The sequence below is a fragment of the Mycobacterium sp. WMMD1722 genome, assembly GCF_049315205.1.
Lineage (GTDB): Bacteria > Actinomycetota > Actinomycetes > Mycobacteriales > Mycobacteriaceae > Mycobacterium.
In genome coordinates this window covers 4,585,688-4,607,121 of record NZ_CP186056.1, presented here as the reverse complement: position 1 = coordinate 4,607,121, position 21,434 = coordinate 4,585,688, and the positions used below count along the sequence as shown (strand labels likewise).

The 21,434-nt window shown below is 68.1% G+C and carries 25 protein-coding genes and 4 tRNA genes; 11 read left to right on the top strand and 18 right to left on the bottom strand.

Annotated features, from left to right (window positions below; genetic code table 11):
• Positions 1–21: 21 nt before the first annotated feature.
• From ACN27E_RS22235 to ACN27E_RS22225, 3 genes are all read left to right on the top strand, one after another.
• The gene (locus ACN27E_RS22235) at positions 22–1,671 is read left to right on the top strand and encodes a DNA repair helicase XPB (protein WP_422744758.1); all 1,650 of its coding nucleotides are present in this window, start codon (positions 22–24) and stop codon (positions 1,669–1,671) included.
• 80 nt (positions 1,672–1,751) lie between these two features.
• A complete protein-coding gene (locus tag ACN27E_RS22230) occupies positions 1,752–2,087 on the top strand; it encodes a hypothetical protein (RefSeq protein ID WP_422744755.1) in 336 nt (111 codons plus the stop codon).
• A 102-nt stretch (positions 2,088–2,189) separates the two neighbouring features.
• Entirely contained in the window at positions 2,190–2,777 is a 588-nt protein-coding gene (locus tag ACN27E_RS22225) for a hypothetical protein (protein WP_422744753.1), read from the top strand.
• Here ACN27E_RS22225 and ACN27E_RS22220 read toward each other — a convergent pair.
• Together ACN27E_RS22220 and ACN27E_RS22215 are read right to left on the bottom strand one after the other, a co-directional pair.
• Positions 2,774–3,118 carry a cupin domain-containing protein gene (locus ACN27E_RS22220; RefSeq protein WP_422744751.1) on the bottom strand — a complete coding sequence of 115 codons (345 nt, stop codon included), beginning with the start codon at positions 3,116–3,118 and terminating at the stop codon, positions 2,774–2,776. The two genes, ACN27E_RS22225 and ACN27E_RS22220, sit on opposite strands and share 4 nt — an antisense overlap.
• A 50-nt stretch (positions 3,119–3,168) precedes the next feature.
• The gene (locus ACN27E_RS22215; protein ID WP_422744749.1) at positions 3,169–4,158 is read right to left on the bottom strand and encodes an LLM class F420-dependent oxidoreductase; all 990 of its coding nucleotides are present in this window, start codon (positions 4,156–4,158) and stop codon (positions 3,169–3,171) included.
• A gap of 81 nt (positions 4,159–4,239) precedes the next feature.
• Between ACN27E_RS22215 and ACN27E_RS22210 the strand changes: the two genes are divergently transcribed.
• Positions 4,240–4,662: a pyridoxamine 5'-phosphate oxidase family protein gene (locus tag ACN27E_RS22210; protein ID WP_422744747.1), complete on the top strand. Its 423-nt coding sequence runs from the start codon at positions 4,240–4,242 to the stop codon at positions 4,660–4,662.
• Between the two features lie 75 nt (positions 4,663–4,737).
• Here the strand turns inward: ACN27E_RS22210 and ACN27E_RS22205 are convergent, their stop codons facing one another.
• From ACN27E_RS22205 to ACN27E_RS22190, 4 genes are all read right to left on the bottom strand, one after another.
• Positions 4,738–6,885, bottom strand: a complete 2,148-nt coding sequence (locus ACN27E_RS22205; protein ID WP_422744745.1) for a 3-hydroxyacyl-CoA dehydrogenase NAD-binding domain-containing protein — start codon at positions 6,883–6,885, stop codon at positions 4,738–4,740.
• A 9-nt stretch (positions 6,886–6,894) separates the two neighbouring features.
• Positions 6,895–8,106, bottom strand: coding sequence for an acetyl-CoA C-acetyltransferase (locus ACN27E_RS22200; RefSeq protein WP_422744743.1), 1,212 nt, complete (start codon positions 8,104–8,106; stop codon positions 6,895–6,897).
• A gap of 126 nt (positions 8,107–8,232) precedes the next feature.
• Positions 8,233–9,336 carry an alkene reductase gene (locus tag ACN27E_RS22195; protein WP_422744741.1) on the bottom strand — a complete coding sequence of 368 codons (1,104 nt, stop codon included), beginning with the start codon at positions 9,334–9,336 and terminating at the stop codon, positions 8,233–8,235.
• Between the two features lie 13 nt (positions 9,337–9,349).
• Positions 9,350–9,814 carry a RidA family protein gene (locus tag ACN27E_RS22190; RefSeq protein WP_422744739.1) on the bottom strand — a complete coding sequence of 155 codons (465 nt, stop codon included), beginning with the start codon at positions 9,812–9,814 and terminating at the stop codon, positions 9,350–9,352.
• A 44-nt stretch (positions 9,815–9,858) separates the two neighbouring features.
• Between ACN27E_RS22190 and ACN27E_RS22185 the strand changes: the two genes are divergently transcribed.
• On the top strand, positions 9,859–10,326 hold the full coding sequence (locus ACN27E_RS22185; RefSeq protein WP_422744737.1) for a MarR family winged helix-turn-helix transcriptional regulator: 468 nt from the start codon (positions 9,859–9,861) through the stop codon (positions 10,324–10,326).
• Between the two features lie 12 nt (positions 10,327–10,338).
• On the opposite strand, the gene ACN27E_RS22180 is transcribed toward ACN27E_RS22185, so the two are convergent.
• Complete coding sequence (locus ACN27E_RS22180) at positions 10,339–10,764, bottom strand: DUF2000 family protein (protein WP_422744736.1); 426 nt, start codon at positions 10,762–10,764, stop codon at positions 10,339–10,341.
• Positions 10,765–10,844: 80 nt separating this feature from the next.
• Here ACN27E_RS22180 and ACN27E_RS22175 point away from each other — a divergent pair, with 80 nt between their 5' ends.
• Positions 10,845–11,297: an Lrp/AsnC family transcriptional regulator gene (locus tag ACN27E_RS22175; protein ID WP_422744735.1), complete on the top strand. Its 453-nt coding sequence runs from the start codon at positions 10,845–10,847 to the stop codon at positions 11,295–11,297.
• A 26-nt stretch (positions 11,298–11,323) separates the two neighbouring features.
• The gene (locus ACN27E_RS22170; protein WP_422744733.1) at positions 11,324–12,493 is read left to right on the top strand and encodes a pyridoxal phosphate-dependent aminotransferase; all 1,170 of its coding nucleotides are present in this window, start codon (positions 11,324–11,326) and stop codon (positions 12,491–12,493) included.
• Here ACN27E_RS22170 and ACN27E_RS22165 read toward each other — a convergent pair.
• The 5 genes from ACN27E_RS22165 to ACN27E_RS22145 are packed head-to-tail and all read right to left on the bottom strand — an operon-like array spanning position 12,490 to position 15,318.
• Positions 12,490–13,407: a TIGR03564 family F420-dependent LLM class oxidoreductase gene (locus tag ACN27E_RS22165; protein ID WP_422744732.1), complete on the bottom strand. Its 918-nt coding sequence runs from the start codon at positions 13,405–13,407 to the stop codon at positions 12,490–12,492. The genes ACN27E_RS22170 and ACN27E_RS22165 overlap by 4 nt on opposite strands.
• A 39-nt stretch (positions 13,408–13,446) precedes the next feature.
• Positions 13,447–13,890 (bottom strand): SRPBCC family protein, encoded by a 444-nt coding sequence (locus tag ACN27E_RS22160; protein WP_422744730.1) that lies wholly within the window; start codon positions 13,888–13,890, stop codon positions 13,447–13,449.
• A 49-nt stretch (positions 13,891–13,939) separates the two neighbouring features.
• On the bottom strand, positions 13,940–14,380 hold the full coding sequence (locus tag ACN27E_RS22155) for an SRPBCC family protein (protein ID WP_422744728.1): 441 nt from the start codon (positions 14,378–14,380) through the stop codon (positions 13,940–13,942).
• Positions 14,381–14,386: 6 nt separating this feature from the next.
• Entirely contained in the window at positions 14,387–14,833 is a 447-nt protein-coding gene (locus ACN27E_RS22150; RefSeq protein WP_422744727.1) for an SRPBCC family protein, read from the bottom strand.
• Positions 14,834–14,868: 35 nt separating this feature from the next.
• Positions 14,869–15,318 (bottom strand): SRPBCC family protein, encoded by a 450-nt coding sequence (locus ACN27E_RS22145; protein ID WP_422744725.1) that lies wholly within the window; start codon positions 15,316–15,318, stop codon positions 14,869–14,871.
• A gap of 51 nt (positions 15,319–15,369) precedes the next feature.
• Between ACN27E_RS22145 and ACN27E_RS22140 the strand changes: the two genes are divergently transcribed.
• Both ACN27E_RS22140 and ACN27E_RS22135 read left to right on the top strand, forming a co-directional pair.
• On the top strand, positions 15,370–15,723 hold the full coding sequence (locus ACN27E_RS22140) for a UBP-type zinc finger domain-containing protein (RefSeq protein ID WP_422744723.1): 354 nt from the start codon (positions 15,370–15,372) through the stop codon (positions 15,721–15,723).
• A gap of 46 nt (positions 15,724–15,769) precedes the next feature.
• On the top strand, positions 15,770–15,937 hold the full coding sequence (locus tag ACN27E_RS22135) for a hypothetical protein (protein WP_422744722.1): 168 nt from the start codon (positions 15,770–15,772) through the stop codon (positions 15,935–15,937).
• 3 nt (positions 15,938–15,940) lie between these two features.
• Here ACN27E_RS22135 and ACN27E_RS22130 read toward each other — a convergent pair whose 3' ends face one another.
• Positions 15,941–16,927: an NAD-dependent epimerase/dehydratase family protein gene (locus ACN27E_RS22130; RefSeq protein WP_422750059.1), complete on the bottom strand. Its 987-nt coding sequence runs from the start codon at positions 16,925–16,927 to the stop codon at positions 15,941–15,943.
• Between the two features lie 94 nt (positions 16,928–17,021).
• Between ACN27E_RS22130 and ACN27E_RS22125 the strand changes: the two genes are divergently transcribed.
• A complete protein-coding gene (locus tag ACN27E_RS22125; protein WP_422750057.1) occupies positions 17,022–18,383 on the top strand; it encodes a WS/DGAT/MGAT family O-acyltransferase in 1,362 nt (453 codons plus the stop codon).
• Here the strand turns inward: ACN27E_RS22125 and ACN27E_RS22120 are convergent, their stop codons facing one another.
• The 4 genes from ACN27E_RS22120 to ACN27E_RS22105 form a co-directional block, all read right to left on the bottom strand.
• Positions 18,384–19,001, bottom strand: a complete 618-nt coding sequence (locus tag ACN27E_RS22120) for a TetR/AcrR family transcriptional regulator (RefSeq protein WP_422744720.1) — start codon at positions 18,999–19,001, stop codon at positions 18,384–18,386. It abuts the gene before it with no gap.
• 8 nt (positions 19,002–19,009) lie between these two features.
• A tRNA-Phe gene (locus ACN27E_RS22115) sits at positions 19,010–19,086 on the bottom strand.
• A gap of 40 nt (positions 19,087–19,126) precedes the next feature.
• Positions 19,127–19,203: transfer RNA gene (locus ACN27E_RS22110), tRNA-Asp, on the bottom strand.
• A gap of 34 nt (positions 19,204–19,237) precedes the next feature.
• Positions 19,238–19,310: transfer RNA gene (locus tag ACN27E_RS22105), tRNA-Glu, on the bottom strand.
• A 120-nt stretch (positions 19,311–19,430) separates the two neighbouring features.
• Here ACN27E_RS22105 and ACN27E_RS22100 point away from each other — a divergent pair.
• A tRNA-Lys gene (locus ACN27E_RS22100) sits at positions 19,431–19,503 on the top strand.
• Positions 19,504–19,825: 322 nt separating this feature from the next.
• Here ACN27E_RS22100 and ACN27E_RS22095 read toward each other — a convergent pair.
• Positions 19,826–21,394, bottom strand: coding sequence for a phytoene desaturase family protein (locus ACN27E_RS22095; RefSeq protein ID WP_422744718.1), 1,569 nt, complete (start codon positions 21,392–21,394; stop codon positions 19,826–19,828).
• Positions 21,395–21,434 lie beyond the last annotated feature (40 nt).

Sequence of the window (21,434 nt, the reverse complement as noted above, 5' to 3'; positions counted from 1 at the left end):
CAGCGGATCCAGGGGAGATACATGACCGACGGTCCTTTGATCGTGCAGTCCGACAAGACGGTGCTGCTCGAGGTCGACCACGAACAGGCCGGTGCCGCACGTGCGGCGATCGCGCCGTTCGCCGAACTGGAGCGTGCACCCGAACACGTGCACACCTACCGCATCACGCCGCTGGCGCTGTGGAATGCGCGGGCGGCCGGTCACGACGCCGAGCAGGTCGTCGATGCGCTGGTGAACTTCTCTCGGTACGCGGTCCCTCAGCCGCTGCTGGTCGACATCGTCGACACGATGGCCCGCTACGGCCGCCTGCAGTTGGTCAAACATCCCGCGCATGGGTTGTCACTGATCAGCCTGGACCGCGCGGTGCTCGAAGAGGTGCTGCGCAACAAGAAGATCGCACCGATGCTGGGCGCACGCATCGACGACGACACGGTGGTGGTGCACCCGAGCGAACGCGGCCGGCTCAAGCAGATGCTGCTCAAGATCGGCTGGCCCGCCGAAGATCTCGCGGGCTACGTCGACGGCGAGAAGCACGCGATCGACCTGCAGCAGGACGGCTGGCAGCTGCGTGACTACCAGGAGATGGCCGCCGACTCCTTCTGGGCGGGCGGCTCCGGCGTCGTCGTACTGCCCTGTGGCGCCGGCAAGACGCTGGTGGGTGCGGCGGCGATGGCCAAGGCCGGAGCCACCACGCTGATCCTGGTCACGAACACCGTCGCGGGTCGGCAGTGGAAGCGCGAACTGGTCGCGCGCACATCGCTGACCGAAGACGAGATCGGCGAGTACTCCGGGGAACGCAAGGAGATCCGCCCGGTCACCATCGCGACCTACCAGGTGATCACCCGCCGCACCAAAGGCGAATACCGCCACCTCGAGCTGTTCGACAGCCGCGACTGGGGACTGATCATCTACGACGAGGTGCATCTACTGCCCGCGCCGGTGTTCCGGATGACCGCCGATCTACAGTCCCGGCGTCGACTCGGGTTGACGGCCACGTTGATCCGCGAGGACGGCCGGGAGGGCGACGTGTTCAGCCTCATCGGCCCGAAGCGCTACGACGCACCGTGGAAGGACATCGAGGCACAGGGCTGGATCGCCCCGGCCGAGTGCATCGAGGTCCGCGTGACGATGACCGACAACGAACGGATGCTCTACGCGACCGCAGAACCCGATGAGCGTTACAAGCTGTGCTCGACCGCGCACACCAAGATCGCGGTGGTGAAGTCGATCCTCGAGAAGCACAAGGGTGAGCAGACACTGGTGATCGGCGCCTACCTCGACCAGCTCGACGAGCTCGGCAAAGAGCTCGACGCCCCGGTGATCCAGGGGTCGACGAAGAACGCCGAACGCGAGGTGCTGTTCGATCAGTTCCGGCGCGGCGAGATCTCGACGCTGGTGGTTTCCAAGGTGGCCAACTTCTCCATCGATCTACCCGAAGCGTCTGTGGCTGTGCAGGTTTCGGGAACGTTTGGTTCTCGGCAGGAGGAGGCACAGCGGCTCGGCCGGCTGTTGCGGCCCAAGGCCGACGGCGGCGGAGCGGTGTTCTACTCGGTGGTGTCGCGTGACAGCCTCGACGCCGAATACGCCGCGCACCGTCAGCGGTTCCTCGCCGAACAGGGCTACGGATACGTCATCAAGGACGCCGACGATCTACTCGGACCCGCCATCTGATCAGTTCGCCGAGGTCGGTGGGGGTTCGGCGGCACTGGGAGGCCGCCGCTCCCAGCTGTGAGGATGCCGGTCCTGGCCGCATGAACCGTTCCGCCGCACGCTGGTCGATCCTGCCGCTGATGACCGCACCCGCAGGAGTGGCCGCGCACACTGCCGCCGATCTCGCGACCGCCAACTACGTCGGGTATCTGATCGGTGCGCTGGCGGGCACCGTGTCGCCGCCCACCGGGATGACGGTCGCCTACCGGATCCTCGAGGCCCGACCGCTCGGCGAGCAGGCCGCACTGGGTTACGTCGCCGCCGACTTCTCCTACCCCGACCGGCCGACGGTTCACCTCGCCGTCGACGTGGTCGCCGTCAGGGCGTCGAAGGGCTGGCGGTTCGCGCACTATCAGGCGGGCCCGGTCGCCGGCTGAGCAGGCCCGGTGCAACATCAGCGGCGGCGGCGGCGATTACCAGGCGTGCGATCTTTCACTCGACAGCCCGCGAGCGCCGGTCAGCCGCTAGCCTCGTCACTCATGACAGCACGTACGCGCGTCGGCGCCGCCAGGTTCGCACTGGCCGGGGCCGTCGCCGGGCTCGGCGCACTGGCCCTGCCCGCCCTTGCCGCGGCCGATCCAGCGGCGCCCCCGGCACCTCCGGCTCCCGGACAGCCGGTCGTGGTCGTCGCTGACGGCGCCGAGCCGCCGCCGGCGCCCCCGCCGGCCGGGATGCCCATCGTGCCGCAGATCCCGAACGCCGCATACGGGCAGAGCCAGTCCGGGGGTTTCCTCGGTTCGATCCGCGACGCCTGGCACGTGGCCCGCGACCCGTACAACATGACCGGAGCGCCCGGCGCGCTCCCGATGCCGGCTCCGCCACCGCCCGGCGCCGGGCCCGCGCCCGCACTGCCGCCCGGCTACACCTCGCTGACGGCGCCGGAATCGTCGACGCCGAAGCTGGCGCCCGAGCCGGGTACCGCACCCGGCGGGCCACCCCTGCCGCCCGGCTACTACCCGCTCGACGGGCCGCCGCCGCCCGGCTACTTCGACGCGCCGCCGCCTGCTCCGCTGCCGCCCCCGTCCGCGCCGGTGGTGACCCGGCTGGACGCGACGGGCAACCCCTAGGACCCGGCGCTCAGCCGGTTCATCACGGTCAGCAGCACCACCGAGTCCTGCAGCGCGTGCAGGCTGTGCCGGACGTCGGGGATGACGACGAGATCCCCGGTCGCGCCCTCCCAGCTGGTGTCGCCCGCGTCCAGGCGCACCCGGCCGTCAAGCACCTGCAGCGTCGCCTCTTCGGGCGCCTCGTGCTCGTGCAGATCCTGCTCGGCGGCCAACGCGATGAGGGTCTGACGCAGCGAGTGCTCGTGGCCGCCGTGCACGGTGTGCGCGCTGCGGCCGCTGTTCGAGGTGCGTGCCTTCTCCAGGTGTTCACGTGCCAGCGCGGTCAGTGAGATCGTGTCCATCCCCGGATTGTTCCCGTCCGAGGGCGGCACTACGCGAGGATCCGCGTCTTTCAGCTCAGCGCGGGGATCACCTGCTGCTCGAACAGCTCGATACCGGACCGGTCGTAGGCGGCCTCCGGGAAGTACAGGATGGCGTATTCGCATCCGAGGTCGCGCATCCGCTGCAGCTTCTCGATCACCTGCTCGGGCGTGCCGCTGGCCGCTTCGGGCGCGGTTGCGGTGGACAGCATGGCGTTGACGGCGTCGGCATCGGCCACGGCGGTCTGTCGCTCGCGGATCCGTTTGACCCGGTCGGCGACGTCGGACTCGGATTCCCCGATGACGGCGTTGAAGTTGGCCGACCGGACGATCGCGTCGTAGTCGGTACCGACGTCGCGGCAGTGCCCGGCGAGGATCTCGGACTTGCGGGTGAAGCCTGCCGGTTCGCAGGTGAAATTCGTGTACTGCGCGTACTTGGCGGCGATCCGCAGCGTCACCTTCTCACCGCCACCGGCGATCCACAGCGGTATCCCCTTGTCCTGCAGCGGTTTCGGAGCGACGATGGCACCGTCGACCTGATAGTGCTTCCCGTCGTGGCTGACCCGCCCGTCGCGCCAGGCGTCACGCATGATCTGCACACCCTCGTCGAGCCGGCCCAGCCGTACGCCCGCCGAGGGGAAGCCGTAACCGTATGCCCGCCATTCGTGTTCGTACCAGCCGCCACCGATGCCCATCTGCACCCGGCCGCCGGAGATGACGTCGACGGTGGCGGCCACCTTGGCCAGATACACCGGGTTGCGGTAGCTCATCGCCGTGCACATCTGGCCGAGCTTGATGCGCGACGTCGTGGCCGCGTAGGCCGCCATCAGCGTCCAGGCCTCGTGGGTGGCCTCGTCGGTGGGCATCGGGACGGTGTGGAAGTGGTCGTAGACCCACAGCGAGTCCCACCCCGCGTCGTCTGCGTGCGCAGCCAACTCGCTCATGACCTGCCAGTGTCGTCCGGTGGGGATGCCGACCAGATCCAGCCGCCAGCCCTGCGGAATGAACAGTCCGAAGCGCATGACACCCGACTGTAGACCCGGAGCGGGGCGAATCGACCAGAGTCACGAACACTGTCGGCAGGCGCCGTTACCCTCCCCGACATGGCCCTGTCACAAGACGAACGCGAACAGTTCCTGGCCGAGCCGCACACCGCGGCGCTGTCGGTTCACGCCGGTTCCGGACGCGGTCCCCTCACCGTGCCGATCTGGTACCAGTACCACCCCGGCGGCGAACTGTGGCTCACCACCGGAGAGGGGTCCCGCAAACATCGCCTGATCGAGGAAGCCGGGTATGTCACGCTGATGGTCGACCGGGTCGAGCCCACGGTGCGCTATGTGACGGTCGACGGTCCGGTCGACCGGATCGAGCCCGGCACCGACGAGCTGGTCGAACTGACCAGACGCTATCTGCCACCCGAGGCGGTCGATCCCTATCTGGAGATGGCCCGGCGCGAGCACGGCCCGAGCGTGGCGATCTTCCTGCGCCCGCAGCATTGGCTGTCGGCGGATCTCGGGTCCTTCTAGGGCGTCGCGACACCCGTCCGATCAACGGCGAAGGCCCCCGAAACGCCGTGGTTTCGGGGGCCTTTGCGACAGGTGTTACTTCGTCAGCGACTCCGGCGGGGTGAACCGGTCGCCGTAACGCTCGGCAAGTTCGCGGGCTCGGGCCACGAACGCCTGCTTACCGACACCGTGCGGACCCTCGTAGCCGACGATGAACTGTGCCGAACCGCCGGTGTAGGGCGGGAACCCGATACCCATGATCGAGCCGATATTGGCGTCGGCGGTCGTCATGAGCACGCCCTCGTCGAGGCACTTCTGCGTCTCGATCGCCTCGGCGAACAGCATCCGGTCGATCATGTCCTGCAGGGGCAGCTCCGTCTTGCCCGACCCGAAGGTGTCGGCCAGCCCCGGCCACAGACCGGCGCGCTTGCCGTCGACGTACTCGTAGAAACCGGCGCCCTTCAGCCGCGACGGCCGCTCGATCTCGATCATCTTCTCGACGACCGCCTCGGCGGGATGCGGCTCATAGGTGGCACCGGTCTCCTCGACCGCCTTGCGGGTGGCGGTCGCGATCTTGTGCATCAGCTCGAGGTTGAGCTCGTCGGACAGCTGCAGCGGCGGGGCCGGGTACCCGGCCTGCGAACCGGCCTGCTCGATGCTCGCCGCGGCGACGCCCTCACCCAGCATGGCCAGCGCCTCGTTGACGAAGGTGCCGATCACACGGCTGGTGAAGAAACCGCGACTGTCGTTCACCACGATCGGGGTCTTGCCGATCGCCAGCGTGTAGTCGAACACCCGGGCCAGCGCCTCGTCGGAGGTCTTCTCACCCTTGATGATCTCGACCAGCGGCATCTTGTCGACCGGCGAGAAGAAGTGGATGCCGATGAAGTCCTCCTGGCGCTTCACCCCGGTCGCCAGACCGGTGATCGGCAACGTGGAGGTGTTCGAGCCGAGCAGCGCGTTCGGCTCGACGATGTCCTCGATCTCCTGGAACACCTTGTGCTTGAGTTCCTGGTTCTCGAACACGGCCTCGATCACGAAGTCGACGCCTGCCAGATCCTGCGGATCGGCGGTCGGGGTGATGCGGGCCAGCAACGCGTCGGAGCGCTCCTGCGTCGTGCGGCCGCGCTCCAGCGCCTTCGCCTCCAGCTTCTCGCTGTAACCCTTGCCCTTGTCGGCGGCTTCCTGCGAGACGTCCTTGAGCACCACGTCGAACCCGGCCTTGGCCGAGACGTAGGCGATGCCCGCGCCCATCATGCCGGCGCCGAGCACACCGATCTTGCGGATCTCCTGCTTGGCGATGCCGTCCGGGCGGGACCCGCCGGCGTTGATCGCCTGCAGATCCAGGAAGAACGCCTGGATCATGTTCTTGGCCACCTGACCGGTCACCAACTGGGTGAAGTACCGGCTCTCGATGCGGCTCGCGGTGTCGAAGTCGACCTGCGCACCCTCGACCGCAGCGTCGAGGATCGCCCGCGGCGCCGGCATCGGCGCGCCCTTGAGCTGCTTCTTGAGCAGCGCCGGGAACGACGGGAGGATGCTAGCCAGTCCGGGGCTGCTCGGGGTGCCGCCGGGCATCTTGTAGCCCTTGGCATCCCAGGGCTGGGTGTGGGACTCAGGATTGGCCTTGATCCACGCCTTCGCGGCGGGGACCAGATCCTCGACGCTGTCCACCAACTCGTCGACCAGGCCGGCCTCCTTGGCCTTGCCCGGCTTGAAACGCGTTCCCTGCGAGAGGATCTCCATGAACGCCTTCTGGATGCCGAACATCCGGACGGTGCGCGTGACGCCGCCACCGCCGGGCAGCAGCCCCAGGGTCACCTCGGGCAGCCCGATGACCGAACCCTTGACGTCCGCGGCGATGCGGTGGTGGCAGGCCAGCGCGATCTCCAGGCCACCGCCGAGTGCGGCACCGTTGATGGCGGCGACGACCGGCTTGCCGAGGGTCTCGAGCTTGCGCAGGTCGGCCTTGATCGACTCGACCTCGGCGAACGAGGCCGCGGCGTCGTCGGGCCCGACGTTCATCATGCCCTTGAGGTCACCACCGGCGAAGAAGGTCTTCTTCGCGCTGGTGATGACGACACCGGTGATCGAATCCGCTTCTGCCGCAAGTCTTTCCACGGCGTTGTGCATGGATTCCTTGTAGTGCTCGTTCATCACGTTGGCCGAACCGGTCGGATCGTCCAGCGTCAGGGTGACGATGCCGTCGTCGTCCTTGTCCCACTGAATGGTGTTCTCTGCCATTGCTCTTCCTCAGACTCGCTCGATGATGGTCGCCACGCCCATGCCGCCGCCGATGCACAGCGTGACCAGCGCACGCCGCGCATTGCGACGCTCGAGCTCGTCGACCATGGTTCCGGTGATCATGGCGCCGGTGGCGCCCAGCGGGTGGCCCATCGCGATGGCGCCACCGTTGACGTTGAGCTTCTCGTCCGGGATGTTCAGATCCTTCTGGAACTTCAGCACCACCGAGGCGAACGCCTCGTTCAGCTCGAACAGGTCGATGTCGTCGACCGTCAGCCCGGCCCGGTCGAGCACCTTCTTGGTGGCCGGGGTGGGCCCGGTCAGCATGATGACCGGGTCGGCGCCGGAGGTGGCGGTCGCGACGATGCGGGCGCGGGGGGTGAGGCCGTTTGCGCGCCCTGCGCTTTCACTGCCGACGAGCACCAGTGCGGCGCCGTCGACGATGCCGGAGCTGTTGCCCCCGGTGTGGACGTGGTTGATCCGCTCGACGTTGTGGTACTTCTGCAGCGCCACATCGTCGAAGCCGCCCATGGCGCCGACGCCGTCGAAAGCGGTGCGTAGCTTGGCCAGGCCCTCGGGAGTGGTGTCGGGGCGCATGTGCTCGTCATGGTCGAGGATGACCAGGCCGTTCTGGTCCTTGACCGGGACGACGGACTTGGCGAAGTATCCGCCCGACCATGCCGCGGCGGCCTTTTCCTGGCTGCGCAACGCGTAGGCGTCGACGTCCTCGCGGGAGAAGCCCTCGATGGTGGCGATCAGATCGGCGCCGATGCCCTGTGGGACGAAGCCGACGCGGTAGTTGGTCTCGGGGTCGGTGGCCCAGGCGCCGCCGTCGGAGCCCATCGGAACGCGGCTCATCGACTCCACGCCACCGGCGAGCACCAGGTCGTCCCAGCCGGAGCGGACCTTCTGCGCGGCGGTGTTGACGGCCTCGAGTCCCGAGGCGCAGAACCGGTTGAGCTGGAACCCGCCGGTGGTCTCGGGAAGCTTGGCCACCAGCGCCGCGGTACGGGCGATGTCGCCGCCCTGATCGCCCACCGGGGACACGACGCCGAGGATGACGTCGCTGATCATGTTCTCGTCGAGGTCGGGATAGCGGGCGCGGATCTCGTCGATCAGACCCACGACCAAGTTGACCGGCTTGACCTCGTGCAGCGATCCGTTCTTCTGCTTGCCGCGAGGCGTACGGATGGCCTCGTAGATGAAGGCTTCTTCAGACATGAGGCCGAGCGTAACAGCCTAAACCAACCAGATGGTTGGGCGGTCGCCTTTTCCGGCGAGCAGACGCAGAAGTTCCCTCACCACGGCGATTCGGGGGACTTTTGCGTCTGCTCGCGGAGGAAAGGGTCAGGCGCTCTGCGGCTCGAGCTGATCCAGCGTCGGGTAATCGACATAGCCCTGCGGCCCCGGCGCGTAGAACGTGGCGACGTCGGGTTCGTTGAGCTCGGCGCCGAGCACCAACCGGTCGATCAGGTCGGGATTGGCCAGGTAGGCCCGTCCCACCGCCGCAGCGCTGATGACGCCCCAGTCGGCCAGTTCCTCGAGTTCGCAGAACCGGGTGTCGCGGTCGCGGCCGGTGTTGAGCACGACCGCACCGGGCCACGCCCCGCGCAGGGCGCCGAACGCCGGATCGTCGGGGTGGATCAACAGGTGCAGGTAGGCCAAGCCCAGCGGAGCGATGCGGTCCAGCAGCGCCTGATAGGTGCACACCGTGTCGTTCTCCTGCATCGCGCCCGCGGTGTTTCCGGGCGAGATCCGCAGGCCGACGCGGCCGGCTCCGATCTCCTCGGCGACGGCTTCGACCACCTCGGCGGTCAACCGCGCTCGATTGGCCGGCGAACCGCCGTAGGAGTCGGTGCGCTGGTTGACCACGTCGGAGGAGAACTCGTGCAGCAGGTAGCCGTTGGCACCGTGGATCTCCACACCGTCCATCCCGGCGTCGACGGCCCGGCGGGCGGCGGCCCGGAACTGGCCGACGATGTCGCGGATCTCGGAGACCTCCAGCGCCCGCGGCACCGGCAGCGGCTTCTTACCGGTCGGCGTGTGGGTCACCATGTCCGCGGCGATCGCCGACGGTGCGACGTTCTCCACTCCGCTGATGTCCGGATGCCCCATCCGGCCGACATGCCACAGCTGCACGAACATCCGGCCGTTCGCCGCGTGCACCGACGAGGCGATCTCCGACCACTTCTGCTGATGCCGGTCGGTGTAGATGCCCGGGGTGTTCAGATAGGCGCCGTTGGCCTCGCGCGAGATCGCAGTGGCCTCGGAGATGATCAGTCCGGCGGCCGCCCGCTGGGTGTAGTACTCGACGGCCAGATCCGACGGGGTGCCGTCGGCCTGGGCCCGCGACCGGGTGAGCGGCGCCATGAAGAGGCGGTTCTTCGCGTCCGTGTCACCGATCTGGACGGGTTTCAGCAGGGCGGCGTCGCCGTCGAATTTGAAGGTCACGTGGCAATAGACATCAGATCGCCCGGTTTTCATTCCCGGCGCCCGCGAGGTGCGCGCCCAGGATGGCCGTCACCCGGATCTCGACACGCATCTTCGGAGCCCCGAGCACCGTGACGCCCGTCTGGGTCCAGATCGGCGCGTGCTCGGGCATGCGCAGACGCATCTGCTCGACCATGACGTCGTTGTGGGCGCGGCCGATCGCGTCCGCCTCCGTCGCCACGTGATACGAGTTCACGTGGACGACGTCGCGCCACGTCGCACCCGCAGTGGCCAGCGTGCGCTCGACGTTGTCGAACGCCCGGACGATCTCGTCGGCCAGCGATTCGGGGAAGTTGATGTCGTCATCCCAGCCGCCCTGTCCGGAGATCTCCACCCGGTCGCCGATGCGCACCGCCTGGCTGTAGTGCAACGACTGCAGCGCCTTCTCGCCGAAACCGGGGGTGACGAAGAACTCGACATCTGATTTCACTTCATGCATGAAGTAAACGTACATGATATGACTTCACGCGTAAAGTGATGGCAATGACAGGCAGGCGCAGGCCGCAGTGGCTGACCGCCGAGGAGAAGGACGCCTGGACCGGTTTCGTGTCGCTGATGCTCCTGCTGCCCGGCAAACTCGAAGCACCGCTTCGCGAGGTGGATCTGACGCTGTTCGAGTATCTGACGCTCAGCCACATCTCCGAAGCTCCGGATCGCCGAATCCGCATGAGCGAGTTGGCCTTTCTGGCCAACGGTTCACTGTCTCGGCTGTCCAACGTCGTCAAGCGGTTCGAACAGCGCGGGTGGGTGACGCGGTCGGCCGATCCCGACGACGGCCGCTACACGCTGGCCACGCTCACCGATACCGGATACCGACTCGTGGTCGAGGCCGCGCCGATCCACCTGCGTGCGGTCCGCGAGCTCGTCCTCGACCGCCTCACCGCGACCGACCTCGCGGCGATGACTCGGATCGCCGCCAAACTGCGCGTGGTCCCGCCCGACTTCGGGTAGCGGCGCGCCGGTTCAGCTGTACAGCCGCAACCCGTCCACGACCTTGTCGACCGTCTTGCGCTCACCGCGGACGGCCAGCCCCACCAGATCGAGGTTCGCACGGGCCGTCGACGCGACCGCCGCCCGGTTGGCCGCGTCATGGCCGGTCGAGAAGAGGTCCGCGGTGAAGACGGCCGGCATCAACCCCCGGGAGAGGGCTCGGTCGAGGGTCCGCGTCATGCGGGGTGCGTCGGCGGCGTAGACCATCACGGGCTGGCCGAACATCGGCGCGTATTTCGTACCGTCGGCATCGGCGTAGTGCTCGCCGATCGCCTCTACGGCCGTCGTGGCGACGCCGCTCGCGAGAAAAGCCGTGGCGTTGAGCTGCTGCCAGGTGGGCACGTCGTGGCGCAGCACCACAACGATCTTGGTGTCGAATTGCGTGCGTTGATCGGTCATGAAGCCCGAAATTAGCCACTCGGCGGTTGTTCATGGCTGACCGCCGAATTATGTTCGGCATTCGGGGGTAGGGAGGCGTCATGGACGAACTTGATTCGGCGATCCTCGCCGTTCTGCAGGCCGATGGCCGGCGCAGCAATCGGGAACTGGCGGCTCAGCTCGGCGTGGCGCCGTCGACGGCTCTGGAACGGGTCCGCGCCCTGCGCCAGCGTGGGGTGCTGACCGGGGTGCACTATGTGGCCGACCCCGCCCGCCTGGGTCGGCCGGTGCAGGCGATGGTGACGGTCCGGTTGCGGCCTCAGTCCCGCGAGATCGTCCAGGGCTTCCGCGACTTCGTGGTCCGCCTGCCGGAGACGTTGCAGGTGTTCGTCACCACCGGCACCGAGGATCTGCTGGTCCACGTGGCGGTGCCGTCGACCGAGGCGCTGCGGGACTTCGTGCTCGACTCCCTCACCACCCGGCGCGAGGTCGCCGGCGTACGCACCGAGGTGGTGTTCGACCACGTCCGCAACCACGTCGTGCCCCCGGCCTGACGGAGCCCCCGCTAGGCTCGGCGGGCGTGACGGTGTCGAGGTTGCGTCCCTACGCGGTGACGGTGTTCGCGGAGATGTCCGCTCTGGCCGCCCGGATCGGGGCGGTCAACCTCGGTCAGGGGTTCCCCGACGAGGACGGCCCGGCGGCGATGTTGAAGGTCGCCCAGGATTCCATCGCCGCGGGCGTCAATCAGTACCCGCCGGGGCTCGGAATCGAACCCCTGCGCAAAGCCATTGCCGCGCAACGGGAACGGAAATACGGTGTGGCGTACGACCCGGACACCGAGGTGCTCGTCACCGCAGGCGCCACGGAGGCGATCGCGGCGTCGGTGCTCGGCCTGGTGGAACCGGGTTCCGAGGTGCTGCTGATCGAACCGTTCTACGATTCCTATTCGCCGGTGATCGCCATGGCCGGGTGCCACCGCGCCGCGGTGCCGCTCACCCGGAACGGCGGCGGGTTCGGCATCGACATCGAGGCGCTGCGCCGCGCCGTCGGCCCGCGCACCCGGGCGCTGATCGTCAACTCGCCGCACAACCCGACCGGCTGGGTGGCCTCCGACGCCGACCTCGCCGCGCTGGCCGAGCTGGCGGTGTCCGAGGACCTGCTGGTGATCACCGACGAGGTGTACGAGCACCTGGTCTATGACGGCCACCGGCACCTCCCCCTGGCGGGCTACCCCGGCATGGCGGACCGCACCGTGACGATCTCGAGTGCGGCCAAGATGTTCAACGTCACCGGCTGGAAGATCGGATGGGCCTGCGGCCCTGTCGATCTCATCGCCGGTGTGCGGGCGGCCAAGCAGTATCTGACGTATGTGGGCGGTGCGCCGTTCCAGCCCGCGGTGGCTGAGGCGCTCGACCACGAAGACGACTGGGTGGCGGCGCTGCGCGATGCATACGAGGACAAGCGGAACCGATTGAGCGCCGCGCTGACCGACCTCGGCTTCGCGGTGCACGCCAGCGCCGGCACCTACTTCCTGTGCGCGGATCCGCGTCCGCTCGGCTACCGCGACAGCACCGCCTTCTGCGCGGAACTGCCCGAACGCGCCGGAGTTGCGGCGATTCCGATGTCGGCGTTCTGCGATCCGGATTCCGCGCATATCGACCAGTGGAACCACCTGGTCCGCTTCGCGTTCTGCAAACGCGACGACACCCTCGACGAGGCGATCCGGCGTTTGCAGGTGCTGCGGAGTTAGAGCGCGGCGGCGACCTCGCGCAGCCGGGCCCGCGCCGCCGCATCGACCGGCCCGATGGGAGTGAGCACCAGGTCGGTCGCGCCGGCCTCGGTGTAGCGCCGCACCTGCCGAATAACCGCGTCGGCTGATCCGACCGCGGCGAGTTCGGCTGCGCTGCCGACTCTTTCCCGGGCGATCACCCGCTGGTAGGACGGGATGGTCTCGTAGAACGCCAGCTCGGCGGCCACCTCGGCGAAGACGGCATCGCGGTCGTCGGTGACCAGGACCGGTACCACCGCGATGATCCGCGGGGCGGGCCGGCCGGCCGCCGCCGCGGCGCGGGCGATGGTCGGCTCGATGAACTCGGAGATCGTGCGGGGGCCGGCCAGGTAGGGCAGCGTGCCGTCGGCGAGTTCACCACTCGCCGCCAGCGCCTTCTCCCCCATCGCGGCGACGTAGATCGGTACCGGGGTGCCGCCTGCGACCGCGGTCGGCCACTGGGGCGCGGCGCCGAGGAATTCGCCGTGAAAGTCCACACCGCCGGTGTCGAAGATGGATCGCAGCACCGTGAGATGTTCGCGCAGCCGTCCTACCGGGTTGGCCCAGGTGGCGTCGAACGCCTTTCGCTCCGGCTCGTGCGAACCCAGCCCCAGCCCGAGGCTGAACCGGCCGTGCGATGCGGCCTGGGCGGTCTGCGCCGCGGAAGCGACGAGAAGTGGATGACGCGGGTTGATCGGTACGACGGAGGTGCCGACGCCGAGGCCGGGCACCGCGGCCCCGACCACGGCGGCCAGCGCGATCGCGTCGAGGTCGACCCGCTGGGCCAACCAGATCTGCTCGATGCCCAGCGCGTGAGCCGCGCGGGCCTGGTCGATGACGTCGTCGACGGCGTTGCGGGCGGCCGCGTCGGGATGGATGGCGATTCCGGTGGGCATACCGGCTGACAACCCACGCCGCGCACCGTCTGTTCCGTTCTACTCGGCGCGCACCGAACTCATCACCCGCTCGCGCAGTCGTTCCGTGGCCGAGTTCAGCACGATCTTCTTGGCGCGTTTGACCAGAAATCGGGGTAACGGCGCGGACGGGTCGACGATGACGTCGAAGCGCACCCGAGTGCGGTCTTCCTCGGGAGTCAGGTTGTATTCGACGTGCTGCCCGCGCTGCTGGAACGTCTCCTCGGCGTCCCACACCACCCAGTGCCGACCCCAGTGGTATTCCAGGATCTCGGTGTCGGTGACACCCATCAGCCGCACGGTGGCCTCCACCCGGCGGGGCCGACCGTCGGGGTAACGGTCGAGCACCGTCGTCTTGCGGTAGAGCGCCGACCACGTGGGGATCGCCTCCACGTCGGCGAGGACGTCGAGGATCGCCTCGGGTGGTGCGTCGAACACCACCTCCCGCGTCGCACGGACAGCCATAGAGCGAAGGTAACCCCGATCGCCGCGGGGTTTCGCCGAATCGGGCCGCTCAGCCGCCCTTGACCTCGAGCACCCGCTTACGCAGGCCGTCGGTGGCGGTCTCCATCAGACCCTTGGCGCCCTTCTTGACCAGGAAGCCGGGCAGCGGCACGGTCGGGTCGACGGTCAGCTCGAAGCGCACCGTGGTCTTGGCACCATCGGGAATCAAGGTGTATCGACCGTCCTGTGCCCGTTGCTGTTTGGAGCTCACCAGCGTCCAGCTCACGCCGTCGTCCTCGACGGTGTAGTCGAGCACCTGTTCGTCGCTGACGCCGACGATCTTCACCACCTGCCTGGACCGCTTGGGCCGGCCCTCCTCGTCCCGTTCGAGGATCTCGACCTGCTGGTGCGCCGAGGACCAGTCGACCAGGGATTCGAGGTCGTAGAGCACTTCGAGGATCTCCTCCGGTGTGGCTTCGATGACGGTCTCGCGGGATTCGGTGATGGCCATGGGTGGCTATGTGCCACTCTTCTTCACCTTCAAAACCTGTTTGCGAAGACCGTCGGTCGCCGTCTCGAGTGCACCCTTCATCGCGCGCTTGAGCACGAAGCCGGGCAGCGGTACCGACAGATCGATGGTGATGTCGAACCGGACCTTGGTCGCATCGCCGTCGGGCGTCAGGGTGTACGAGGCGTCCTGCGCCTTGAGTTGGCCGGCGCTGACCAGCGTCCAGCTGACCTTGGTGTCCGACCAGGTGTATTCGATCACCTGCTCGTCGGTGATACCGGCGGACTTCACCTTCATCCGCACCTGGCGCGGCCTGCCGTCGTCGTAGGTCTGGAGGATCTCCGCGCTCTGATACTGCGACGACCAACTCGGTGTCGACTCCACATCGGCGATCACGTCGAGGATCTCCTCGGGGGTCGCTTCGATCACCACTTCACGCTTGTCGCTGGTTGCCATGGGAGGACCATAGCGACCGGATGCGGGCGCAGTGATCAGTTCGCCCGACCACCCACTTCGAGCACCCGCTCGCGCAGCCCGTGGGTGGCGGTGTCCAGAACGCCCTTGGCGGCGCGGCGCAACAGGAAACCCGGCATCGGCATCATCGGGTCGACGGTCACCTCGAACCGCACCCGGGTCGAATTGCCCTCGGGGGTCAGCGTGTACCGCGCATCCTGGGAACGCTGGTAGGTGGAGCTGACGAGCGTCCAGCTGTACCCGTCCGGGTGATAGGTCAGCGCGATCACCGCCTCGTCGGTGACGCCGACCGGGGTCTTGACCGTCGCCCGGCTGCGCAACGGCCGCCCGAGTTCGTCGCGTTCGAGGATCTCCGAGGACAGGTGCGCCGGCGACCACTGCGGCAACGATTCGAGATCGAGCATGACCGAGAGGATCTCGTCGGCGGGCGCTTCGATCACCACCTCGCGCGATTCCCGGATGGCCACGGCGCCGACGATACGCCGCCGTGCTCCTCCCGAGACTAGGCTCACGGAACTATGAGCCAGGCGGTCGACCCGACGGTCCCCCCGAGCGGCACCGGATGTGTGGAATGCGATGCGGCCGACGGGTGGTGGATCCATCTGCGCCGCTGCGCGGCGTGTGGACACATCGGGTGCTGTGACGATTCCCCGGCGCGGCACGCGTCCGCACACTGGCGCGAGACCGGGCATCCGGTGATCCGGTCGTTCGAGCCCGGCGAGGACTGGTTCTGGAACTACGACACCGACAGCTACTACGACGGTCCGCAGCTGGCCGCGCCGCAGAGCCGTCCGGTCGATCAGTCCGTGCCCGGGCCGCGTGGGCGGGTTCCGCACGACTGGGCCCAGCAGTTGCGCCGTCGCGCGGACTAGCGCCGGTGCCGTTTCCGCGAACGCCGGCCAGGGTACTGCGTCCTGCGTGAATGCAGACGGCCCGAAGACCACCGAATCCGACAAGGGTCCGGACAACGCCCGCGATGACGTGCAGAGCGATCCCGGCGAGGGCGCCGGCGACCGCACCGACTGGTCCGGTGAGGGTGGCGCCACTCCCAGTGGGCCGGCCGACACCGGCGACCAGACCCAGTAGGTTTCAGCGCACAATACTGGCGAGGGCCGAAAGGGTCTCGGCCGCAGAGTATCTCGGCGTCCACCCCAGCTGGTTCCTGGCCTTGGCGGTGTCCATCACCACCGAGGTGCGCCCGGCGTGCAGCCACTCCAACGCCGACGGGACGAACGGCAACCGGGCGATGACCTCGGAGGTGACGACCGCCGCGGCCCGCGGCACGGGAACCGGCCGGGCTCCGAGCGCCTCCCCCACTGCGGACATCGACAGCACTCCGTCACCGGCGATGTTGTAGGCCCCCGGGGGCGCCGATCTGGTCGTTGCGGCCAGCGCGATGGCCGAGGCGACATCGTCGTGGTGCACGAGCTGCAGCGCCGTGCCCGGATCGGGGAACGGCGGTTTGAGCAGCGGGAGCGCCTGGGTGACCCGCCTGACCGGTCCCGGCAGCTGATTCCACGGCATCGCATCGGCGAGGGCGGGCGCCTTGGGCCCGGCCACGATGCACGGCCGCAGCACGTACACCTCCAGGTCCGAGCCGTCGGTGATCTCGGTCAGGGCACTCTCGCAGGCCGCCTTCTGCTCGGAGTAGTAGTGCTCGGACGAGCCGCGGGTGGCGACGTCCTCGGTGATCGGCACGGGATTGTCGGAGTGATAGCCGTAGGCGGCGACCGACGACGTGTACACCAGCCGCCGCGGCCGCGCGGCGGCCACCGTCGCCTCGAATACGTTGCGGGTTCCGGCCAGGTTGACCCGGGCGCTCTCCTGCCGAGTGCCCATGATGATGAACGCCAGGTGCACCACCACGTCGGCGTCGGCGACGAGTTCGTCGACCGCGGCACGGTCGAGGATGTCGCCCTGCAGGTAGCGCGTCTTGGTCCAGCCGCGCGCCTGCGGGTCGAACGGCCGCCGCGCCATTCCGGTGATCTGCTCGACCTCCGGATGATCTTCGAGCGCCTCGATCGCCGAGATGCCGATCTCTCCGGTGGGACCCGTGACGGCGACGCACAGCGACATGCCCGTCGGCGTTCCCGCGCACAGATCCGGCAAAACGTTGCCCACCGCGCGAGTGGGTAATACAAAGGAGGCCGACAACGTGAAGGGGACCGCCATGCAGCTGATCTCGCCGACGGACTCGATGTTCTTGCTGGCGGAATCCCGCGAGCACCCCATGCACGTGGGCGGCCTGCAGCTGTTCGAGCCGCCCGAGGGCGTCTCCGGCGCGGAGTTCCTGCGCGATGTGCACCAGAAGATGGTCGAGCACACCGAGTTTCAGCCGACCTTCCGCAAACACCCGGGCAAGCTGCTCGGCGGTATCGCCAACCTGACGTGGGCGGTGGACGACGAGGTCGATCTCGACTACCACCTGCGCCGCTCTGCGCTGCCGGCGCCGGGGCGGGTGCGCGAACTGCTCGAGTTGACGTCGCGGTTGCACGGCACGCTGCTCGACCGGCACCGGCCGCTGTGGGAGGCACACCTCATCGAGGGCCTCAGCGACGGACGCTTCGCGGTGTACGTCAAATTCCATCACGCCCTGATCGACGGGGTGTCCGCGCTCAAGCTGACCCAGCGGGCGCTGTCGACCGACCGGGCGGACACCGAGCGGCGGGTGCCATGGGACCTGCCCTACCGGCCGCGCCCGAAACCCCCCGAGGCGTCATTGCTGCAGAAGGTCGGCCGGACGGCGGGCTCGGTGGCGGGTCTGGCACCGTCGACGCTGGGGCTGGCCCGGGCGGCGTTGCTGGAACAGCAGCTGCAGCTGCCCTTCGGTGCTCCGAAGACGATGTTCAACGTCCCGATCGGCGGGGCCCGGCGCGTGGCCGCCCAGTCCTGGCCGCTCGAGCGCATCCGCAACGTCAAGGCGGCGGCCGGGGTGACGGTCAACGATGCGGTACTCGCGATGTGCGCCGGGGCCCTGCGCGCGTATCTGATCGAGCAGGAGGCGCTGCCGGATGCGCCGCTCATCGCGATGGTTCCGGTGAGCCTGCGCACCGAGGACGAGGCCCACACCGGGGGCAACATGACCGGCGTCCTGCTGTGCAATCTGGCGACCGATCTGGTGGATCCGGCCAAGCGGCTGGATGCGATCAGCACCTCGATGCGCAACAACAAGAAGGTGTTCTCCCAACTGCCGCGCACCCAGGCGCTGGCGTTGTCGGCCACGATGCTCGCGCCGCTGGGCCTGGGTGCACTGCCGGGGTTCGTCTCGGCCACGCCGCCGCCGTTCAACATCGTGATCTCCAACGTTCCCGGCAATCAGCAGCCGCTCTACTGGAACGGTGCCCGGCTCACCGGCAACTATCCGTTCTCGATTGCGCTGGACGGTCAGGCGGTGAACATCACGCTGGCCAACAACGCCGACAGCCTGGATTTCGGGCTGGTCGCCGCCCGTGGCAGCGTCCCGCACATGCAGCGGCTGCTGGGCCACCTGGAGGACTCGCTGAAGGATCTGGAACGGGCGGTCGGCGTCTAGCTAGCCCTGGACGGTGACGGCGCCCTCGGGGCGCAGCAGCGCGATCGAGGCGGCGACCGCCTCGTCGGTGATGTCGCTCAAGGCGCCGCCGGTCTCGGCGGTGACAGCGGTCAGTTCGCGCAGGCCGCCGAGCAGCATCACCGCCCGCAGCCGCGATACCGGACCGATTCCGGCGGAGTGGAATTCGCCGGTGTCCCCGAGCGCCTGCACCATGGTGACGAAGTTGTCGATCACCTCACGCTGCAGACCCCGGGCGGTGGCACCGAGTGCGGGCAGGTCGCGGATCGAACTGAGCATCAGCGCCGAACGCGCCTGGGCCGAGGAGATCCACGCCTCCACGGCCTGTCGAACCTGCACCCGCCATGGCGACTCGGGGTCGACGGCCGCCGAGATCTGTCGCACCTGATCGGCATACGCCTCACCGAGCAACGCGATGAAGCACGCGTCCCGACTGTCGAAATGTTCGTAGAAGGTGCGCCGGGAGGTCCGGGCCCGCCGGACGATATCGGCCACCGTCGTCTTCTGATAGCCGTCCTCGGCGATCGACTCCTCGAGCGCACGAAGCAGCCGCTGCCGGAAGGTGTTCCTGTCGTCGACGGCGGGCTGCTCGGTCGTCATGGGATACATGGTGGCCAGGGCCGGGATCGAACCGGCGACCTTCCGCTTTTCAGGCGGACGCTCGTACCAACTGAGCTACCTGGCCGGAAGGCACCGATCCGTGAAGATCGACTGCCTCGCCAAACTGGCGACCCTGACGGGACTCGAACCCGCGACCTCCGCCGTGACAGGGCGGCGCGCTAACCAACTGCGCCACAGGGCCTTACTCGTGCACTCCCCCCGGTGAGAGTCGCGCGTACCCCCTACGGGATTCGAACCCGCGCTACCGCCTTGAAAGGGCGGCGTCCTAGGCCGCTAGACGAAGGGGGCCAGCCGAATCTCTCCGGGGTACTCGCAACGCAAGCGTTGGGAGCTTCGATAGCTTAGGACACCGATACCCGAATCCTCAAACGAGGGTCGGGTTGGCACCCAGTATTGTGGTGCAGCGTCGCCCCTATAGCTCAGTTGGTAGAGCTACGGACTTTTAATCCGCAGGTCGTAGGTTCGAGCCCTACTGGGGGCACTCAGGTCTCTTTCGGCGTCTGCCGCGTCCGCAACTCGCCCGTGGATGGGGAGTTGCGGCGCACATCACAGATTCGTTGCTGATCTCTCAGAAAAATGAGTGCATTTTCAAAGGTTCCGTGCGCATAGTCGAGTCATGGGCTCAAGGACGCGGCCGGGCAGGGTTGCTCAAACGGTGTGTGAGTGCGGATGTTCACGTACGGCACACGTCGGGGCGCGGCGGTATGGCGCGCTGTGCGCGGTGTGTGGTTTCCACTGCCCCGGCTACGCGCGGCGCGGCCGGGAGGTCGCTGCCACGTCGGCCGCATAGACCCGGCGCGGGGTCAACCGAGGTCGGCGAGGACCTGTTTGGCCGCGTTGTAGCCGGGGACGAAGGTGATGCCCGGGCCGCCGTGACAGCCGGCACTGGCCAGGTACAGGCCGTCGATGGGAAGCGGCTGATCGGCATAGCCTCTGGGACCGGGCCGGTTGGGGCCGATCTGCTCTGGGTGGATCAGACCGTGGCAGTAGTCCCCGCCGGGTGCGCCGAACATGGTTCCCATGTGCTTGGGCGTGAAGGTGGTGTGCAGGCTGATCAGGTCCTCGAACCCGGGCGCCAACCGGCTGATCTTCTCGATCACCCGCCGGCCCATCTCCGCCTTCATCTCCCCGTAGCTCGACGGGTTGCCCGCCTCGGGGATGGGGAACCACAGCGAGAACGCCGATGCGGCGTGCTTACCGGGCGGCGCCAATCCCGGGTCGTTCACCGACGGGATCTGCAGGGCGATCGCCGGATCGGCGGGAACGATCCCGCGACGGCAGTCCTCCCACTGGCGCTGCAATTCCTCCGGCGTGCTGAAGATGCCGATGTTGGACTGCATGGCCGGGTCGTTGAGCAGCTCGTAGGGTGCGGCGAACTCCGGAATGCCGTCGAGCGCGAAATGCATCTGCAGATAGCTGCCGCGATGATCGATGCGCGAGAAGCGGTCCCGCACGTCGGCAGGAACCGCGGCCGGGTCGATCATCGCGTTGACCGTGGTGTCCGGTGCGACACCGGACACCACCACCGGTGCGGTGATGCTCGATCCGTCCTCGAGGCGAACCCCGGTCACCCGGCCGTCGGCGGTGAGCACCTCCACGACGCGGCTACGCAACCGCAGTTCGCCTCCCCCCGAGCGGAATTCGTTCTGCAGATGTGACGTCAGCGCCCCGATGCCGCCGCGCAGTTTCTTGACCAGCAGCGCGTTCTCGTCGGGAACGGCGAATCCGTACGCCAACGCCGCGGCGGTGCCGGGTGTCTCCGGTCCGCGGTAGGTGGTGTTCACCGCCAACAGGGCGAGCATGCCCCGCAGAGCGCCGTGCTTCTCCCGGTCGGGCAGGTAGCGGTCGAGCACGTCGGTCACCGAGCCGAACAGCAGGTCGGTGATCGACGCCCGTTCGAATTCGCTTGTCGCACAGGAGTACATCTCGTCGAGCGTTTTGGGCGGCGTCCCGGCCTCGAATCGGCCGAGTGCGCGCGTCGGCGCCTGACACCACGCCATCAGACCCGCCATGCCGTTGACCGCTTCGGCGCCGTGGACCTCGTTGAGGTGGGCGAGCAGTCTCATCGGATCGGTGTAGTACACCACCGGCGGATCACCGACACCGCGCAGCGAGACCGACATGACCTCCAGCTCGACAGTCGGGAGGTCGTCGAGGCCGAGCTCGCGACTCACCACCGCCGAGGTCGGGATCTGCACCGAGCCGGCGATCTCGAACCGGTAGCCGTCGAAGAGTTCGACCGTGGAGGCCATGCCACCCGCGTAGAGCTTGGAATCCAGGCACAGGGTGCGCAGCCCCGCCCGCTGCAGCAGCGTCGCCGCGGTCAGGCCGTTGTGGCCCGCACCGACGACGATCGCGTCATAGTCCGCCATGCGCCGAGCTTCCCCGGGTCGGCAAGTTTTGTCAATATTG

What these genes read in the sequence shown, in the direction of transcription:
- ACN27E_RS22205 (WP_422744745.1), bottom strand. Translation starts at nt 6,885, where the DNA reads ATGGCAGAGAACACCATTCAGTGGGACAAGGACGACGACGGCATCGTC.
- ACN27E_RS22200 (WP_422744743.1), bottom strand. Translation starts at nt 8,106, where the DNA reads ATGTCTGAAGAAGCCTTCATCTACGAGGCCATCCGTACGCCTCGCGGC.
- ACN27E_RS22190 (WP_422744739.1), bottom strand. Translation starts at nt 9,814, where the DNA reads ATGCATGAAGTGAAATCAGATGTCGAGTTCTTCGTCACCCCCGGTTTC.
- ACN27E_RS22120 (WP_422744720.1), bottom strand. Translation starts at nt 19,001, where the DNA reads ATGACGACCGAGCAGCCCGCCGTCGACGACAGGAACACCTTCCGGCAG.
- ACN27E_RS22140 (WP_422744723.1), top strand. Translation starts at nt 15,370, where the DNA reads ATGAGCCAGGCGGTCGACCCGACGGTCCCCCCGAGCGGCACCGGATGT.
- ACN27E_RS22150 (WP_422744727.1), bottom strand. Translation starts at nt 14,833, where the DNA reads ATGGCAACCAGCGACAAGCGTGAAGTGGTGATCGAAGCGACCCCCGAG.
- ACN27E_RS22155 (WP_422744728.1), bottom strand. Translation starts at nt 14,380, where the DNA reads ATGGCCATCACCGAATCCCGCGAGACCGTCATCGAAGCCACACCGGAG.
- ACN27E_RS22165 (WP_422744732.1), bottom strand. Translation starts at nt 13,407, where the DNA reads ATGCCCACCGGAATCGCCATCCATCCCGACGCGGCCGCCCGCAACGCC.
- ACN27E_RS22125 (WP_422750057.1), top strand. Translation starts at nt 17,022, where the DNA reads ATGCAGCTGATCTCGCCGACGGACTCGATGTTCTTGCTGGCGGAATCC.
- ACN27E_RS22220 (WP_422744751.1), bottom strand. Translation starts at nt 3,118, where the DNA reads ATGGACACGATCTCACTGACCGCGCTGGCACGTGAACACCTGGAGAAG.
- ACN27E_RS22210 (WP_422744747.1), top strand. Translation starts at nt 4,240, where the DNA reads ATGGCCCTGTCACAAGACGAACGCGAACAGTTCCTGGCCGAGCCGCAC.
- ACN27E_RS22130 (WP_422750059.1), bottom strand. Translation starts at nt 16,927, where the DNA reads ATGTCGCTGTGCGTCGCCGTCACGGGTCCCACCGGAGAGATCGGCATC.
- ACN27E_RS22180 (WP_422744736.1), bottom strand. Translation starts at nt 10,764, where the DNA reads ATGACCGATCAACGCACGCAATTCGACACCAAGATCGTTGTGGTGCTG.
- ACN27E_RS22235 (WP_422744758.1), top strand. Translation starts at nt 22, where the DNA reads ATGACCGACGGTCCTTTGATCGTGCAGTCCGACAAGACGGTGCTGCTC.
- ACN27E_RS22095 (WP_422744718.1), bottom strand. Translation starts at nt 21,394, where the DNA reads ATGGCGGACTATGACGCGATCGTCGTCGGTGCGGGCCACAACGGCCTG.
- ACN27E_RS22215 (WP_422744749.1), bottom strand. Translation starts at nt 4,158, where the DNA reads ATGCGCTTCGGACTGTTCATTCCGCAGGGCTGGCGGCTGGATCTGGTC.
- ACN27E_RS22175 (WP_422744735.1), top strand. Translation starts at nt 10,845, where the DNA reads ATGGACGAACTTGATTCGGCGATCCTCGCCGTTCTGCAGGCCGATGGC.
- ACN27E_RS22185 (WP_422744737.1), top strand. Translation starts at nt 9,859, where the DNA reads ATGACAGGCAGGCGCAGGCCGCAGTGGCTGACCGCCGAGGAGAAGGAC.
- ACN27E_RS22160 (WP_422744730.1), bottom strand. Translation starts at nt 13,890, where the DNA reads ATGGCTGTCCGTGCGACGCGGGAGGTGGTGTTCGACGCACCACCCGAG.
- ACN27E_RS22230 (WP_422744755.1), top strand. Translation starts at nt 1,752, where the DNA reads ATGAACCGTTCCGCCGCACGCTGGTCGATCCTGCCGCTGATGACCGCA.
- ACN27E_RS22225 (WP_422744753.1), top strand. Translation starts at nt 2,190, where the DNA reads ATGACAGCACGTACGCGCGTCGGCGCCGCCAGGTTCGCACTGGCCGGG.